General features: G+C 61.1%; 14 protein-coding genes. 4 read left to right on the top strand and 10 right to left on the bottom strand.

What is annotated here, in order from left to right; all coding sequences use genetic code 11:
• Window positions 1-12 precede the first annotated feature (12 nt).
• Window positions 13-1,296, bottom strand: a complete 1,284-nt coding sequence (locus ACFOOL_RS03870; RefSeq protein WP_380095021.1) for an extracellular solute-binding protein — start codon at window positions 1,294-1,296, stop codon at window positions 13-15.
• A 181-nt stretch (window positions 1,297-1,477) separates the two neighbouring features.
• Here ACFOOL_RS03870 and ACFOOL_RS03875 point away from each other — a divergent pair, with 181 nt between their 5' ends.
• The 3 genes from ACFOOL_RS03875 (at window position 1,478) to ACFOOL_RS03885 (ending at window position 4,004) form a co-directional block, all read left to right on the top strand.
• Window positions 1,478-2,224 (top strand): GntR family transcriptional regulator, encoded by a 747-nt coding sequence (locus ACFOOL_RS03875; RefSeq protein WP_380095023.1) that lies wholly within the window; start codon window positions 1,478-1,480, stop codon window positions 2,222-2,224.
• Between the two features lie 148 nt (window positions 2,225-2,372).
• On the top strand, window positions 2,373-3,410 hold the full coding sequence (locus tag ACFOOL_RS03880) for an Ldh family oxidoreductase (RefSeq protein WP_380095024.1): 1,038 nt from the start codon (window positions 2,373-2,375) through the stop codon (window positions 3,408-3,410).
• Between the two features lie 240 nt (window positions 3,411-3,650).
• On the top strand, window positions 3,651-4,004 hold the full coding sequence (locus ACFOOL_RS03885) for a hypothetical protein (RefSeq protein WP_380095026.1): 354 nt from the start codon (window positions 3,651-3,653) through the stop codon (window positions 4,002-4,004).
• A 112-nt stretch (window positions 4,005-4,116) separates the two neighbouring features.
• On the opposite strand, the gene ACFOOL_RS03890 is transcribed toward ACFOOL_RS03885, so the two are convergent.
• From ACFOOL_RS03890 to ACFOOL_RS03905, 4 genes are read right to left on the bottom strand one after another with little or no spacing between them, the layout of a single operon-like run.
• On the bottom strand, window positions 4,117-5,211 hold the full coding sequence (locus ACFOOL_RS03890; RefSeq protein WP_380095028.1) for an ABC transporter ATP-binding protein: 1,095 nt from the start codon (window positions 5,209-5,211) through the stop codon (window positions 4,117-4,119).
• 9 nt (window positions 5,212-5,220) lie between these two features.
• Window positions 5,221-6,921 (bottom strand): ABC transporter permease, encoded by a 1,701-nt coding sequence (locus ACFOOL_RS03895; protein WP_380095031.1) that lies wholly within the window; start codon window positions 6,919-6,921, stop codon window positions 5,221-5,223.
• Window positions 6,922-6,977: 56 nt separating this feature from the next.
• The gene (locus tag ACFOOL_RS03900) at window positions 6,978-7,973 is read right to left on the bottom strand and encodes an ABC transporter substrate-binding protein (RefSeq protein WP_380095033.1); all 996 of its coding nucleotides are present in this window, start codon (window positions 7,971-7,973) and stop codon (window positions 6,978-6,980) included.
• Between the two features lie 29 nt (window positions 7,974-8,002).
• Complete coding sequence (locus ACFOOL_RS03905; RefSeq protein ID WP_380095035.1) at window positions 8,003-9,142, bottom strand: mandelate racemase/muconate lactonizing enzyme family protein; 1,140 nt, start codon at window positions 9,140-9,142, stop codon at window positions 8,003-8,005.
• Window positions 9,143-9,285: 143 nt separating this feature from the next.
• Between ACFOOL_RS03905 and ACFOOL_RS03910 the strand changes: the two genes are divergently transcribed.
• Window positions 9,286-10,317: a LacI family DNA-binding transcriptional regulator gene (locus ACFOOL_RS03910; RefSeq protein ID WP_380095038.1), complete on the top strand. Its 1,032-nt coding sequence runs from the start codon at window positions 9,286-9,288 to the stop codon at window positions 10,315-10,317.
• A gap of 95 nt (window positions 10,318-10,412) precedes the next feature.
• On the opposite strand, the gene ACFOOL_RS03915 is transcribed toward ACFOOL_RS03910, so the two are convergent.
• From ACFOOL_RS03915 to ACFOOL_RS03935, 5 genes are all read right to left on the bottom strand, one after another.
• The gene (locus ACFOOL_RS03915) at window positions 10,413-11,090 is read right to left on the bottom strand and encodes an HAD family hydrolase (RefSeq protein ID WP_380095039.1); all 678 of its coding nucleotides are present in this window, start codon (window positions 11,088-11,090) and stop codon (window positions 10,413-10,415) included.
• Between the two features lie 9 nt (window positions 11,091-11,099).
• Window positions 11,100-12,617, bottom strand: a complete 1,518-nt coding sequence (glpD, locus tag ACFOOL_RS03920) for a glycerol-3-phosphate dehydrogenase (protein WP_380095041.1) — start codon at window positions 12,615-12,617, stop codon at window positions 11,100-11,102.
• A 101-nt stretch (window positions 12,618-12,718) separates the two neighbouring features.
• Window positions 12,719-13,771, bottom strand: a complete 1,053-nt coding sequence (gene ugpC, locus ACFOOL_RS03925; RefSeq protein ID WP_380095044.1) for a sn-glycerol-3-phosphate ABC transporter ATP-binding protein UgpC — start codon at window positions 13,769-13,771, stop codon at window positions 12,719-12,721.
• Window positions 13,772-13,788: 17 nt separating this feature from the next.
• Window positions 13,789-14,523, bottom strand: coding sequence for a glycerophosphodiester phosphodiesterase family protein (locus tag ACFOOL_RS03930; protein ID WP_380095046.1), 735 nt, complete (start codon window positions 14,521-14,523; stop codon window positions 13,789-13,791).
• Between the two features lie 30 nt (window positions 14,524-14,553).
• Window positions 14,554-15,474: an ABC transporter permease subunit gene (locus tag ACFOOL_RS03935; RefSeq protein WP_380095047.1), complete on the bottom strand. Its 921-nt coding sequence runs from the start codon at window positions 15,472-15,474 to the stop codon at window positions 14,554-14,556.
• Window positions 15,475-15,477: the final 3 nt, after the last annotated feature.

Here is a 15,477-nt window from a genome sequence, read left to right on the forward strand (position 1 = left end):
GCCGGCGCCGGGTTACTTGGAAAGAACGGGTGGAATCGACGTCTCGAGCCTGGCGACGGCCTCCTCGATGGAAAGGCGTCCGCCATAGAACTCTTCGAGCACCTGCTGCACCACCCGGTCGACCGCCGGCTGATTAACCAGAGCCGCAGGGAAATGCGCGGTTTCGATCGACGCCGTGACGGTCATCTGCTCGGGCAGCGCCTTATATTCATCGCTCTCAATCACCGAATATTGTGGCGAGACCTTGCCGGTCTTGGCCCATTCGACGCCGTGTTCACCGATCCACTTGATGAAGGTCAGCGCGTCGGAGCGAGCCTCAGGCGAGGTTCCACGCGGGATCAGGAACTCGTGGGCCATGGCGAACACCGCCGGCTCATCGCCGAAAGTGGGGAAACCGGCAATGCCGTAATTGAGCCCGAGGTCGCGGCTTGCGGCCTGGAATACAGGCAAGTCCGTGATCTGAGCAACCATGACGCCGATCTTGTTCTGTGCGAACAATTTCGTGGCATCCGGCCCAATGTCCTTGGCAGGGGTAACGCCAGCGTCGATGAAGCCCTTGAGCTCGGTCAATACCTTAGTGGCGGTAGCGCCGAATGTCTCGGAGAGCCCCGTCATGTCGTCATTGTAAAGGCTGTCCTCATATTGCCAGTAGATGCTATAGAAGTTGCGGAAGGTGCCGGAGCCGGTGAGGTTGAAGAACAAGCCGATCTTGTCCTCGCCCAATGCGGCAATCGCCTGAGCGTCTTCCATCAGTTCGACGCCGGTAGTCGGCGGAGTATCGGGATCGAGTCCGGCCTCGGCGAACAGATCCTTGTTGTAATAGATCGAGCGCGGGAAGATCGAGATCGGCACGCCATATTGCTCGCCGTTGAAATTGCCCGCTTCCCACGCCTTGGGGACGTAGTCGTCCTGATTGATACCTGCCTCCTGCAATTCCTCTGCAGTGAAAGGATCAAGCGCGCCCTGATTGGCATAGACCGGAACCTGATCCGAATTGACCACCGTCAGGGCCGGCGCCCGGCGCGAGGCCATGGCAACCGATAGCTTCGTGTTGAAGTCATCCCACGGGATGATCAGCAGTTTGACCTCGACGCCGGCTTCCTGGCCAGCGGTGGCGTTAAATGTCTTGACCAGCGCATCGATGGCTTCCCCGTCGGGGCCGCTGAACAGGGTCCAGAATTCAATGGAGCCGGCAGAGGCCCCGGTGATGCTGAAACACGACGCAGCCACGCCGAACAAGGCGGCGCGTAAATAGGCCAGCCTCGACCTGGAACGCTTGGATTTGGTTGCGAGCATTCATCCCTCCCTTTGGAACCGGACCCGTATCGGGCTCGTTATGAAACAGGGGTAATGCACATTAGTATACCAGTCAACGTTCGCGGTCATAAATTTTATCTTGCATGCCAGATGAACCCCTGCTTATGGTTTGCCTACGGCGCAAAAAATGGCCGGATAGGATCATGAGAACGCGCTAGAAATGACTGAAATTACAGGAAAACGAGCTCAAACGGCGCGAAAGTCCCTGCCGCCACCGCGAGACACAAATCGAGGCACCGCAACTTGGCGTCTAGTATACCAAGAATTACGCGAGGAAATCGTTGCCATGCAGATACGGCCGGGTGACAAGATCAGCGAAAACAATCTTGCCCGTCGTTTCGGGGTAAGCCGCACTCCAGCGCGCGAGGCCATGCAGCGCCTGGCCGATGAAGGGCTGGTGGAAATCTTTCCCCAGGCGGGCACTTTTGTAGCGCGCATTCCTTACAACGAATTGCCCGAAGCCATGGTGATCCGCAAAGCGTTGGAGAAAACCACCGCCAGCATGGCCGCTACGCTGGCGACGCGCAGCCAGGTGCTTACGCTGGCCTCGATTATAGAACAGCAGCGGGAGGCGGCCGAAGCCGACAGTCCCAGCGCTTTTCACCGTGGCGATGAGCTCTTTCACGCCAAGCTGGCGGAGATCGCCGGCTATCCCGGCATCTGGAAGCTGGTATTGCAAGTCAAAACCCAGGTCGATCGCTTCCGTCGACTGACGCTGGTGCTGCCGCATCGCATGGCAAAGGTGATCGATGAGCATGCCAAAATCCTTGCCGCCATCGAACTCGGCGATGCCGACGCGGCTGGGCAGGCGATGATCGAGCACCTCAATAGCGTGCTCCCGGCGCTCGAACAGATCGATCAAATTGACCAGAGCATGCTTTCCACCAGTCGCCGGATTAGTATCTGATCATTTTTCGGCGCACGGGTGCGATGACCATAATCGAAACCCGGCCGTGTCGTGTTTGGCGAGAAGTCGTTAGTAACGTAGATAGTGGCGGCAGCCGCCATGACGGTGGTGCCGTCACTTTCCGTTCAGATATGGAAACTTATCAAGCATGACCAACGAGCCCATCGCCGTTCCCGAGAACCAGGTGGAGCGTCATGTCATTGCTGCCTTTCGCAAGGTCGGAGCCAGCGAGCCTTCGTTGCAGGCGGCGACCCGCGCCATGATGCACGCCTCTCGTCTCGGCGTGGACAGCCACGGCGTGCGCCTGACCCAGCACTATTGCCGGATGCTGGTCGGCGGACGGCTCAACAAGAATCCTCGATTGACAATCGATCAGCGAGGTCCTTCCTCCGCAACCGTCGATGGAGACGATGGCCTTGGTCATTATGCGGCCTATCGGGCCATGGAACTGGCCTGCGAGCTGGCGCAGGAAACGGGCCTTGCCGGTGTGGGAGTGCGGCGCTCTTCCCATCTGGGCGCCGCCGGCGCCTATGCTCTGGCTGGTGCAGAGCGAGGCTTTATCGGCTTTGCCACGACCAATACCGATTCCATGGTGCCGCTGTTTGGCGGCGCCGCAGCCTTTCATGGCACCAATCCGCTCGCCTTTGCCGCGCCAATACCAGGGCAAAAACCCTGGCTGCTCGACATGGCGACATCTTCGATACCCATGAACCGGGTGTTCCTTCACCAATCGCTCGACAAGGACCTGCCGACCGGCGTTGCCGCCGACAGCTCCGGCGTTCCGGTAACCGATCCCCATCAGGCTGAAATGGTCCTGCCCCTGGGTGGCGCCGAATATGGCTATAAGGGCGCTGGATTGGCCGGCGTGGCCACGCTGCTATCCGCCGTGCTGATGGGAACGACGCTCGACCCTGATTTTATTCCCATGGTGGGGGCCCAGGACATCGGCACGCCCCGGAACATGGGACATTTCGTGCTGGCCATCAGCCCGGACCACTTCGCCGGCCGTGCGGTTTTCGAAAGCGGCATGAGCCGGTATGTCGACAGTTTGCGCAACGCGCCCGCCCGTCCGGGGGAACAGCCGATGGCTCCGGGCGACCGCGAATGGCGTCAAGCAGAACTGCGCAGTGCCCAGGGCATCCCTCTAGACCCCGACACGGCTCGCTTCCTGAACCTGAGCGTCTGACCGCAAGAAGCAGCCCGTCGTCCCTCCAGCCTCAACAATCCCGGGAAAACCAAGGTCGGAGAACATATGGTGCGCGAGGCGCGCTTCCGGGCCGCTGCTTGCAGTTCCCGATCTCACGGGACGGAACGAGGAAGACTGCATCCCGTTGGGATAACGGTCGGGGCCTCCCCTGCCCTCACCGAATACTGGAGGGATTTTCTGGAAAGACCCCCTCGAGAAGCCGACTAGAGGAGAAATACAATGCGTATCCAGTCCTATCTATGCGCCGCCGCCATCGTCACGGCCATTGCACTACCTGGCTCCACCCTCGCTCAAGACGGGCACATGATCAGTGGCAAGGCGGTGCCAGCAGATCAGGTCGCCGAAGTTCAGAACAAATGCGACGAGTTGCGAACGGCCGATCCCGGCCAAAAGACCCCTGAAGCGGAAGCACCGGCCGGCGAGACGGCGGCCCCGCCGGCGGACAGGGCAGAGGACGGATCTTCCCAGCCTGCCGGCGCTTCGGGCTGGATGGAGGACGGCACCAGGATCGATCTTGAAAGCCTTACCATTGCCCTGTGTGACGAAGGCAATTTCGTTGCCCCCGCAATGTAATGGCAATGCGCGTCCCGCTCCGTGCGGGGCGCATGGCTGGGGTCAGGACCCCAGCCATGCCCGAATGCGAGGCTCTGTCCGTTGCAGGCGGTTGTTTGGCATGAGCTGCGGCTTATGCCACCTCGAGGATTTTGGCGTCATCCGCACTGAAGCCTATGGAGACCACCTCGCCAGCGCTAAAGCGCCTCGGCGGAAATCCTTGAACTCGAAGTTTCTTTTCCTGCAAGCCCTCGACGCTCACCATGTACTCCACGATGTTGCCGTTGAAAAAGACATCGTCCACCCTGCCGGGCAGCTGATTTTCAAAGTCCGGACGAGTTTCGCCGGCAGAGGTCAGCGTAATGCTTTCGGGCCGGATCATAAGCTTGGCCCCTGAAGCACCCGCCGTTCCGGACGCGGTGAGCAGGCCGGCCGGCGTCTGCATGCTTATCCTGCCCCCCGCTTCAGAAACGATCGGACCGTCGAAAAAATTCGCCAGCCCAATGAAATCGGCAACGAAGTCGGTTCGGGGTGAGCGGTAGAGCGTTTCGGGATCGTTCTGCTCGATCACCTTCCCCGAACGCATGACCACTACCATATCCGACAGTAGCAGGGCTTCCTCCTGGCTATGAGTGACGAACACCGTGGTGATACCCAGCCGCCGCTGCAGGCTGCGCAACTCGAACCGCATGCTTTCCCGAAGCTTGGCGTCGAGATTGCTGAGCGGCTCGTCCAGCAGCAGGATGCGAGGCTCGGCGATCAGCGCGCGGGCCAACGCCACGCGCTGCTGCTGCCCGCCGCTCAACGCATTGGGGAATTTTGCTTGTTGTCCGGAAAGCCCGACAAGCTCGATCGCGCCATCGACACGCCGCCGCAATTCGCCCTTGTCCGACACCTTCTTTTCTCCAAAGCGCAGCGGGTAGGCGACGTTGTCGAACACAGTCATATGCGGCCAGACTGCGTAGGACTGAAAAACCATGCCCATTTGCCGGTCTTCCGCAGCCTGAACGTGGCCGGGTCGCGAGACGACAGCCCCATCGACGGCGATTTCGCCTTCGTCCGGAGGAACGAAGCCGGCCAGCATACGCAAGGTGGTGGTCTTGCCGCAGCCGCTCGGCCCCAGAAGGGAAACAAAGTGGCCCTCGGGAATGGTGATGCTGACATCGTCCACCGCAGCGAAACTGCCATAGCGCTTGGTCAGATTTTTGATGGTGATAGCGCCGGCCACTGGGCTCTCCTACATGCTGTCCCGGTCGTCATAAAGCGACCGGCCGGTAATGATCTGGGCGGCCGCGACCAGTGCGACCATGGCAACAAACACCACCACGGCGACCGCGCTGGCACGCTGGTATCCGCCGCCGCCATCCCAAAGATCCATGATTGCGGTGGCGATAGTGTCGGTACCGATATGACGAAGAATGATCGACGCGCTCAACTCGGTCAGGCAGGAGAGGAAAACGATGATCCCCCCTGCGATCAGGCCGGGCCGGATCAAGGGAACGGTAATCGTGAACATGGTCTGTCCCCAATTGGCGCCCGCGAGGCGCGCCGCCTGTTCCAGTTCGGGCGAAACCTGCATCAGGCTTGCCTGAGAAGGGCGCACTGCCAGCGGCAATTGGCGGATCACATAGGCCAGCAGCAGAATCCATAGCGTACCGTAAAGGGCGAGGTCGCGCAGGGGGAAGCTGGTCACCGTCATGATCAGCGCCACGGCAAGCGCGGTTCCGGCGATGCCCAAGGGTATGACGACGATATAATCGAGCAGTATCGATGCGCCGCCGCGCTGCCTGACCGTGATGAAAGCGACAAAAGCCGCCAATACCGCGCAAATCATGGCGGCACCGGTGGCGAGCTGCAGGCTGTTCCAGATGGCGCGCAGCACGAAGCCATCACCGCCGATAATGTCCGCATAGTGCTGCAGCGTGAGATTATCCAGCCGAAATCCGAAACCCAGCCGCTCCAGCAAGGACGTGCTGAGCAGGCCCAGGACCGGCAACACGACAGAAAGGAAGGCATAGGCGTAAGCGACGAAAGTCAACACATGCCGCGCCCGACCGATACGGAACGGGCTGGGATGAAAGCTTTTGCCAGTGACGGTGGCAAAGCTCCCTTTGCCGAGGCTGCGCCGATACAGCGCCAGAACGACCAGCGACATGGCCACCAGAAGCAGCGACACGACCGCGGCGCTGACAAAATCGGCTTGCAGCATATAGGTTCGAATACGAAGCGTGAGGACGGTGAAGCCCAGCATGTGCGGAGTGCCATAATCCGCCAGAGCACTGGCGAGAGCCAGGATGGCGCCGGCAAATATGGAATTGCGCACCACGGGCAGCGTAACGGTCGCAACGATGCGCCAACGTTTGGCCCCGGAGATGGCCGCTGCCTCCTCCAGTTCCGGGTTCATCTTGGAAAAGGCAGCGGCCGCAATCAGGAAAACAAAGGCGACCGATTGCTGGGCGCCGAGCAGAAGCACCCCGAGGATATTGTAGACATCGAAGGGGCCGCGATTGATCGACAGTCCCAAAAGGCTCCGCAGCCAGACATTGATAACGCCGGCATTCGGACCCAGGAGATTCACATAGGCCATCGCCGTCAGGAAGGCGGGGGTGATCAGGGCGCTTATGACGGCAAGATTGATGGCCCGCTTCGCTGTGGGCGAAATATCCGTGCGCTCCGCGAGAAAGGCCAGCGGCACGCCGATCAGGACGCTCAGCACGCTCACGCCCACCACATAGATGATGGTGTTGACGATGGCCTGAACGGTGCCGCGCTGGGTCAGAACGCTGATGGCAGGCCCGAGATCGAATGAGCCACGTCCCAATAGCGCGTTCGCAAGCAGATGCCCGGTCGGACCCACGATCAGCAGGCCGACCAGAATGACGAAACCTGCCGTTCCCAAGCGCGCCGCCAGGGATTTATCAAAAGTGCGAGAAGCCATTTCTCATCCCAGCAGCAGGCGGCGCGCGCGTGGCACACCGCCTGCATTTGCCATGCCTACTGCATGAAGTTCATGAACTGCTCGGTATTGCTGTCGCGTATATCCTGAGTGATGTGGACGCGCTGAATATTGAGCTCATCGAGCGCCTTGCCGTCCGGCGTGACAAAATCGGCGTCAAGATGCGACGGCACCGCCCCCCAATTGTCGGCGAGGAACTGCTGCCCCTCCTGGGAGGCAAGGTACTCATGCAGCATGATAGCCGGCGCCTCGCCGTCCGACCCGGCAACAACGGCACCCGAGTTCGGGCTGGTGGGGCTGCCTTCCTCGGGCCAAACGATCGCCACCGGCTCGCCAGATTCTACCGCCGGGGAGATGAAGGAAAGCGGCATCTGGGCTGCAATGGCGACCTCGCCGGTGACCACCAGGTCCACAAGCTGGCGGTGACCGGATACGAGGGTCGGCCGCTGGGAACCGAGAACCTCGATGAAGGGCCAGCCATAGGGTTCGCCCCGCTCCGCCAAATTCACCGTCCAATAAGTAATCGGCACCTGAATGCCGGCCGAGGTTCTTGGATCGGCCATGCCCATGCGATCGGCCCATTTTGGATCGAGCAGGTCACTCCATGCCGTCGGCGCCTCTTCGGCAGGGACGGTCTGGGTATTGTAGACCATGACATAGGGCGCAAAATCGGTGGCGATCCAGTAGCCATCGGGATCAACGGCATCGGGGTTGAACCGGGCGACCCCTTCGGGAGTATATTGGAGCAGGTAGCCGCGCTCCTTGAAGATTTCCATGAAATCGACGTCGGAGATGATGTAGTCCGCTCGACCTGTACCCAATTGCTGCTCGGTCAGGAACTGCGTGCTGAGCTCGGCACCGGCAGCGCGATAATATTCGAGTGTCACCTCGGGGTGCTTGCTTTCGAACGCCTGCTTGAGCTGGTCCATCGCCTCGCGTGGCCAATTGGAATAGACCGTCAAACTGTCCTGCGCCAAAGCGGTGGTGCTCATGGCCAAGGCCAGTGCGAGCCCGGACAATAATGTCTTCTTCATTGCATTTCCTCCTCATGAAGTCGTTTGATTTAGAAAGCTGCGACCTGGTACTGGTCGAGCGTATCCTGGTTGAGTTCCACGCCATTTCCTGGCCCTGACGGCACGGTGACGAAGCCCTGCTCGTCCATCGAGATGTCTTGCAGGTTCGAGAGATAGTTACCGGTCATGAATTGACGCGGATCCTCCACGTCGAGGACCACGGGGAATTCTATCCAGCCCGCATTGTTGGTGGACGCGATCAGGTGAAGGGTTGCTGCATTTTTCATGCCGCTGCCAAAGGCGTGCGGGATAAACATCTTGTTGAACACGTCGCAAAGCTCAGCGACCCGCTTCGACTGCGTGATGCCTCCGCTGTGGCAGATGCGCGGCTGGTAGATTTCCAGCGCGTTGTGCTGGAGATAGTCCTTCATGCGCGCCGCGCTGATTTCGGTCTGGTAACCCGAAATGGGCGTACGGTACTTATGGTTGAGATAGGCGAGCCCCGCGATATCGGAGTGCTGGACGGGCTCTTCGAGCCAGAAGATGCCCGTCTCGTCGCAAATCTGCGCGATCTCTTCGGCATCCATGTGATTGGTGTAGAAGGCATTGGCGTCGACCGCGACCCGGATCTTGTCTTCGGCCGCCTCGGTGGCCATCCGGATCAGCCGCTTGTCTTCGGCCACACCGCGGCCAATTCCCAGCTTCACCCCCTGGATGCCAAGCTCGATATAGCGCTTGATATCCGCCACATGCTCTTCCGGCGCCTTCTTGATGGCGCTGGTGGCATAAGCCCGTATCTTGTTCCTGACCCTGCCGCCCATCAGCTCATAAAGAGGGACGTTCAGGGTGCGCGCCTTCAGGTCCCATAGCGCCTGGTCGATGGCGCTGAGCGGGCCGACAAACCCGATGGTCTTGGTATAGACCCACAACTCTTCCCAAATCCTGGAAATCTCGCGGGGATCCTGACCGATCAGCAGCGGCTTGAAGTTGTTCACCACCGCCTGAGCCATGGTCTTCTCGCGGTCGTGGCCACGGGCGAGAGTGGTTTCGCCACGCCCGACCACGCCATTGTCAGCTACCACCTCTACAATCGTCGATGCCAGATCCAGGTTATAGGGGATACCGCCTCCGATAAGGAACTCAGGCACGGAGCTGCGCATGACCCGCGCGCGGATATCGACGATCTTCATTGGGGGAACCTCCTGACTACTCTGGCCACACCCGGCGACAGTGGTAATGTCGTTATAGTGTGCTAAAACTTTTAGCAGACTAGCGCAAAGTTTTTGCATGCGCAACCGGAGTCGAGGCGCGCAATCGAAAGGGGGCAACGCAAATGAACGAAACAAAGAAGAGAGCGACCTTGGCCGAGGTCGCCGCCCTGGCGGGAGTGTCGCAATCAACCGTCTCCCTGGTGCTGAATGCCGTTCCTGATTCGCGCATCGCGGCGGCGACTCGCAAGAAGGTGCTGAAATCCGCCGAAGCGCTGGGATATCGAACCGGGCCGATGAAGCGTCATGTCATCGGCAGCAACTCGGTGGTCGGCCTGGTGATCGACGAAATGTCATCCAACTGGCTGGCGGCGGCGCTGGTGGATGAGATACGCGATCTCTGTTGGGAACGAGAGGCGGACCTGCTGGTCTCCTCAACGCGAGGACAGCCGGAGATTGAAGAGATCGCGATCAAGCGGCTAATGCTCCATGCACCGGTCGGAATGATCTATGCCTCGCTCTTTCCTCGCCTGGCCACGCCGCCGACGGCACTGCTGAGTTCCACCAACACGGTCATGGTGAACTGCTATGAGCGCGATGGCGTGCTGCCCGCGACCATGCCGGATTTTCATGATGCCGCGTATAGCTCGATGCTGCATCTGTTCGAAGCCGGGCACACCCGCATAGGCTTTCTCAACCACGAAAGCTGGCATATCTTCGCCCAGCGCCGCAACGAAGGCTACAAGGCCGCCCTGTCCAAGTTCGGGCTCTCGCTTGACCGCAATCTTGTTCGCCACCTGAACGGTTCCCCCGATGAGGGCTATCGCGGCGCCAGCGAACTCTTGGCGCTGGCGAGGCCGCCAACCGCAATTTTGTGCGCCAATGATCGCATGGCATTTGGTGCTTATGATGCGGTGCGGAATGCGGGCCTGAAGGTAGGCGAGGATATCGCCCTGGTCGGTTATGACGACCATGACCTGGCACGCTATATGCACCCCCCGCTGACCACCATCCGCAACCCCTATCGGGAAATGGCCCGCTGGGCGGTCGAGCGCCTCCTGACTCGGGAGGAGCAGACCCAGCCGCAAGCAGGCCCAACTCTCATTCCGGGTGAACTGCTTAAAAGAGGTTCGAGTCAGGCCAAGCCTGAGATATGACAAACCTGCGCGAACTGCGCCCTTGCGGACTCGACCTGGTGCGGCGGGCCCTGGCGCGTGCGAGAACGGCCCGGATTTTTCCTGGTAGCGCAGATTCAGCGCGCCGCGGCGAAGCCGAAATGGCGCTGCATCAACTGCCGCACCTCGCCATAGCTTTCGGCGACATGATCGGCGCCGGCGGCGAGCAGGCGTTCGGGATGACCTGCGGCGAGATGGGAGGCGGCCGCGAGCCCAATCACCCCCATGCCTGCCGCCCGGCCGGCCACGACGCCATGCGGGCTGTCCTCGATGACAAGGCAGCGTTGGGGGGAGGTGCCCATGCGCTCGGCGGCATGCAGGAAAATATCGGGCGCGGGCTTGTTGCGCCCGACCATGGACACGCTGAACACATTGCCGGAGAAGCGGTCGGAAAGCCCCGCGGCGTCCAGGCAGAATTCGATCCGCTCGGGGGCGGAGGTGGAGCCGATGCAGATTGGAAGCGGGCCAAGCCAATCCAGAAAATGTTCGAGGCCAGGCAATGGCTGCACGGCGGCAAGCGCCGACATCGTGCGCTCCTGCAGGGCAGTGCCGAAATCCTCCGGCAATTTACCCCCAGCCAGCATCGCCAGCTTTTCGAGCTGCTGGAACAGGGTGCTGCCGCCGAAAAAGCGCACGGCCCCTGACATGTCCATCGGATGGCCGAGTTCGGTGGCGATTTCGGCCAGGAGGCCGTTGGACGCCACCTCGCTGTCCACCACCACGCCGTCGAAGTCAAAAATCACCAGGTCGATCATGGCCGTTTCCTATGCGGCAGGGGACATGGCCTGGCGCCTGGCCGTCATATAGGCCGCCAGATCTTGGGTTTCGGCCGGCGTGAGATGCAGGCCGAGCTTGGTCCGGCGCCACAGGATATCTTCGGGCTCCCGGGCCCATTCGCGATCCATCAACAGATCGACCTCATGGCTGTATAGGCCTGCGCCGATCAGTTCGCCCAAGGTACCGCGCGTGTCGATAAGGTCATGGGCCAGGGTGCCGTAAGCCCGCGCCAGACGCAAAAGGAGGGTATGAGGCACGGCCGGAGCGCGTCTTTGCAAGGCGGCCACCAGCTCATCCATGCCGGCAATGCCGAAACCGCCACCCGGCAGGGCGGTTTTGCCGGTCCAGCTTTTCCCCCGGGCGCCCAATTGCTGCTCGACCATTTGCATGACGGATTCGGCCAGACGGCGATAGGTGGTGATCTTGCCGCCGAAAATATTGACCATTCCGGCGCCGCTCGCCGGTTTATCGAGCTTGAGGACGTAGTCGCGCGTCGCCTGCTGGGCCTGGCTGGCCCCGTCATCGAAAAGCGGCCTGACGCCCGAATAGGCCCAGACCAGGTCGTCGCGCGAAACGGGACGCTTGAAATAGCTGCTGGCGGAACGCAGCAGATATTCGGTCTCGGCCTCGGTGATGGCCACCTCGGCCGGGTCGTCGATATAGTCGCGATCCGTGGTGCCGATGAGGGTGAACTGATCCTCATAGGGAATGGCGAAGATGATGCGATTGTCGGCGTTCTGGAAGATATAACAGCGGTCATGCTCATAGAGCTTGCGCACCACGATATGGCTGCCTTGGACCAGCCGCACATTCCGGCCGGGCGCGTTGGCGGCAAGGCCGATCACCGAATCCACCCAGGGACCGCTGGCATTGACGACCATCCGGGCCTTCACCCGGCGTTCCGCGCCGGTCTCTGTCATGCGCAAACGGGCCTCGAACACTTCGCCTTTACGCGCAAGCGCCACGACTTTGGTGCGCGTGAGGATTTCCGCACCGCGATCGGCTGCATCCCGAACATTGAGGACGACCAATCGCGCATCCTGCACCCAGGCGTCGGAATATTCGAAGCCCCGAGTGAATTCATCCCGCAGCGGGGCTCCTGCCGGATCCTTACGCAGGTTCAGCGTTCGCGTCGGCGGCAGCACTTTGCGACCACCCAGATGATCGTAGAGAAACAGGCCCAGCCGCAGCAGCCAAGCCGGCCGCAAACCGCGGTGATGCGGCAGGACAAAGCGCAGCGGCCGGATGATATGCGGGGCGATGCCCCAGAGGATTTCCCGCTCGATCAGCGCTTCGCGCACGAGGCGGAACTCGTAATGCTCCAGATAGCGCAGCCCGCCATGGATGAGCTTGGTAGAGGCCGATGACGTGCCGGAGGCAAGATCGTTCATCTCGGCGAGGATGACCGAATAGCCGCGACCCGCTGCATCTCGAGCGATACCGGCCCCGTTGATGCCGCCGCCCACGATCAGGATATCGCAATCGAAAGTGTCTTTGCCGGTCATGTCAGGTCCGAATTTGAGCAGTACGGAACCACCCTGCCCTCCACGCGAGAGCAAGTGGCACCATCATGGTTGTCCTGAGCTCCGCGCTGGCGGAGCGGGTGCTAGTCGATGCGCAGGCTGGTCTGCGCGTCGAAGAGATGCAGATGATCGAGCGGCAGGTAGAGTTTCATCGCCGTGCCGTCCTGCAGATCGTCGCGCATGGGCGTCACCGCAGTCAGCGTCTGCTGAACGCCCTCTATGCTCACATAGAAGTGGCACTCGCCGCCCACCGGCTCCACCAATTCGGCTACACCGTCCAGCACCAGATCGCTCTCCGCCCGGCGTTCGAGCAGCAGGGAATCCGGCCTGATGCCGACAATGCCGGCCCGTTTGTCCAGAATCGCCTCCAGCCGGCCGCCGACGGCCTTGTCCAGTTCGGCGCGGGGGATCAGGTTCATCGGTGGGGAGCCGATGAAATTGGCGACGAAGGTCGATGCCGGGCGGCTATAGAGTTCCATGGGCTTGCCCACCTGCTCGATCTGCCCCTTGTTCATCACCACCAGTTTGTCGGCCAAAGTCATGGCTTCGAGCTGGTCATGGGTCACATAGACGCTGGTGGTGCCGAGCCGGCGCTGCAGGCGGCGGATTTCGACGCGCATCTGGCCGCGCAGCTTGGCATCGAGATTGGACAGCGGCTCGTCGAACAGGAAGACCTTGGGATGGCGCACGATGGCGCGGCCCATGGCCACGCGCTGGCGTTGGCCGCCGGAGAGCTGGCGGGGTTTACGGTCCAGCAACGGCTCGATCTCCAGAATGCGGGCCGCCTCGTCGACGCGGCGCGCAATCTCGTCCCTGGGCGTCTTGCGGTTCTTGAGCCCATATTCGAGGTTCTGCCGCACGCTCATATGCGGATAGAGCGCGTAGTTCTGAAAGACCATGGCAATGTCGCGCTCGGCCGGTTCGACAGTGTTGACCACCGCGCCATCGATGCGGATTTCACCCGCAGTGATGGATTCCAGCCCCGCGATCATGCGCAGCAGCGTGGACTTGCCGCAGCCGGAGGGGCCGACCAGCACCACCAGTTCTCCATCGGCGATATCGAGATCGAGCTGGGGAATTGCGGTGAAGCCGCCGCCATAGACTTTTTGGATGCCGCGCAGTTCAAGATCGGCCATGGCCTCGTCTCCTCGGTTCAACCCTGCCGCAATTTCTTGGCGAGGGTCGGGGCATCGGTGGTGATCTGGCGGATCGGCTTGGAATACCAGAATTTGATGTCTTCTTCGGTATTGGGCACCCAGGCGCCCAGCCGGTCGCCCGGCACGAGCCCGGCGATCAGGTCCCAATGCGGCTTCAGCAGGCTCTTTTCAACGGCGATGATGTCGGAGACTTCGAGCTGCCGCTTGAGGCCTTCGGCAATACCGCCCATGCGGTCGGCCGAGTTGGAATCATAGGACGACAGCGTACGGATTTCCGGGGCCAGCCGGCGGCAGGTTTCGAGCACCAGGGGGTTGAAGCTGGTCAGCACCGAACGTTCGGTCAGCTTGCGCGCCCGCAACAGATCGATGGCCCGCTCTTCGAGACCCACATAGGGAACGCTTTCGTGGTCGGCCTTGAGCTCGACCTGTAGCTCGATATCGGTGTCCTTGAAGACGTCCAGCACCTCTTCGAGCGAGGGGATGGTCTGGCCATCGCTGTTGCGCAAGATGACCTCGTGGCGCTGTCCCAGGGCGAGGTCCGCGACGAGGCCTTCGCTTTCGGCGGTGCGCTGGAGGCTGGGGTCGTGAATGACCACCAGTTCGCCCGCCTTGGTCAGATGCACGTCGAATTCGACAGCATCGACGCCGAGCTTGACCAGTTCGCGAAAGCCATGGAGCGAATTTTCCGCCCATTCGTTGCGGCCGCCGCGATGTCCAACAATCAATACCATTTTGTCCTCTGTCTATCGGGTGGCGGCGGTCTATTTGCCGGCGTCCACCAATCCTTTGGTGAACCAGCGCTGCAGGATCAGGATGATCAGCGCCGGGGGCAGCATGACGAACAGCGCCGCGTTCATCGCCAGGTTCCAGGCCGGGATCGCGTCATTGCGCGGCACCAGGCTGGTCAGGCTCAAAATGGCGGTGGACATGCTCTTGTCGGTGGTGAACAGCAGCGGCCACAGATACTGGTTCCAGCCATAAATGAACTGGATGATGCACAGGGCCGCGATATTGGCGGTGGAGAGCGGCAGCAGGATTTGCCAGAAGAACTTGATCGGCCCCGCGCCATCGATGCGGGCGGCTTCGCACAATTCGTCCGGCACGGTGAGGAAGAACTGACGGAACAGGAAGGTCGCGGTCGCCGAGGCGATGAGCGGCAGGATGAGACCACCATAGGTGTTGATCATGTTCCATTGCAGATAGGCTTCCACACGGAACCCGAAGAGGCTGTCGAGCAGGCCGGTAATGCCCAGGGTCGACAACAGCCAGCGAATGGGGCCGGCGCTGTCCGCCACTGCTTCATAGGTGGGGATGATGCGCACCTCGACCGGCAGCATCAGCGACACGAAAATCAGCCAGAAGGCGGTCATGCGGAAGGGGAAGCGGAAATAGGTCACCGCATAGGCGGCGATCAGCGAGATCGCCAGCTTGCCCACCACGATACCGAGCGTCACAATGATCGAATTGAGGAAGGACCGGCCGAAGCCGCCTGTGCCCCAGGCCTCGATGGCGTTTGCCACCAGATGCCCGCCCGGCAGCCAGGGAAACGGCGCCTGCTGCACTTCCTGCAAGGAGAGCGAGCCGGCGACGAAGGCGAAATAGAGCGGCAGGCCAACCAGCAATGCGGCGAAGACCAGTACCGCATGGCAGAAGATGCTCAGTCCGAGTTTGTTCTCTTGCATGGC

Source organism: Devosia honganensis (genome assembly GCF_042648785.1).
Taxonomy (GTDB): Bacteria; Pseudomonadota; Alphaproteobacteria; order Rhizobiales; family Devosiaceae; genus Devosia; species Devosia honganensis.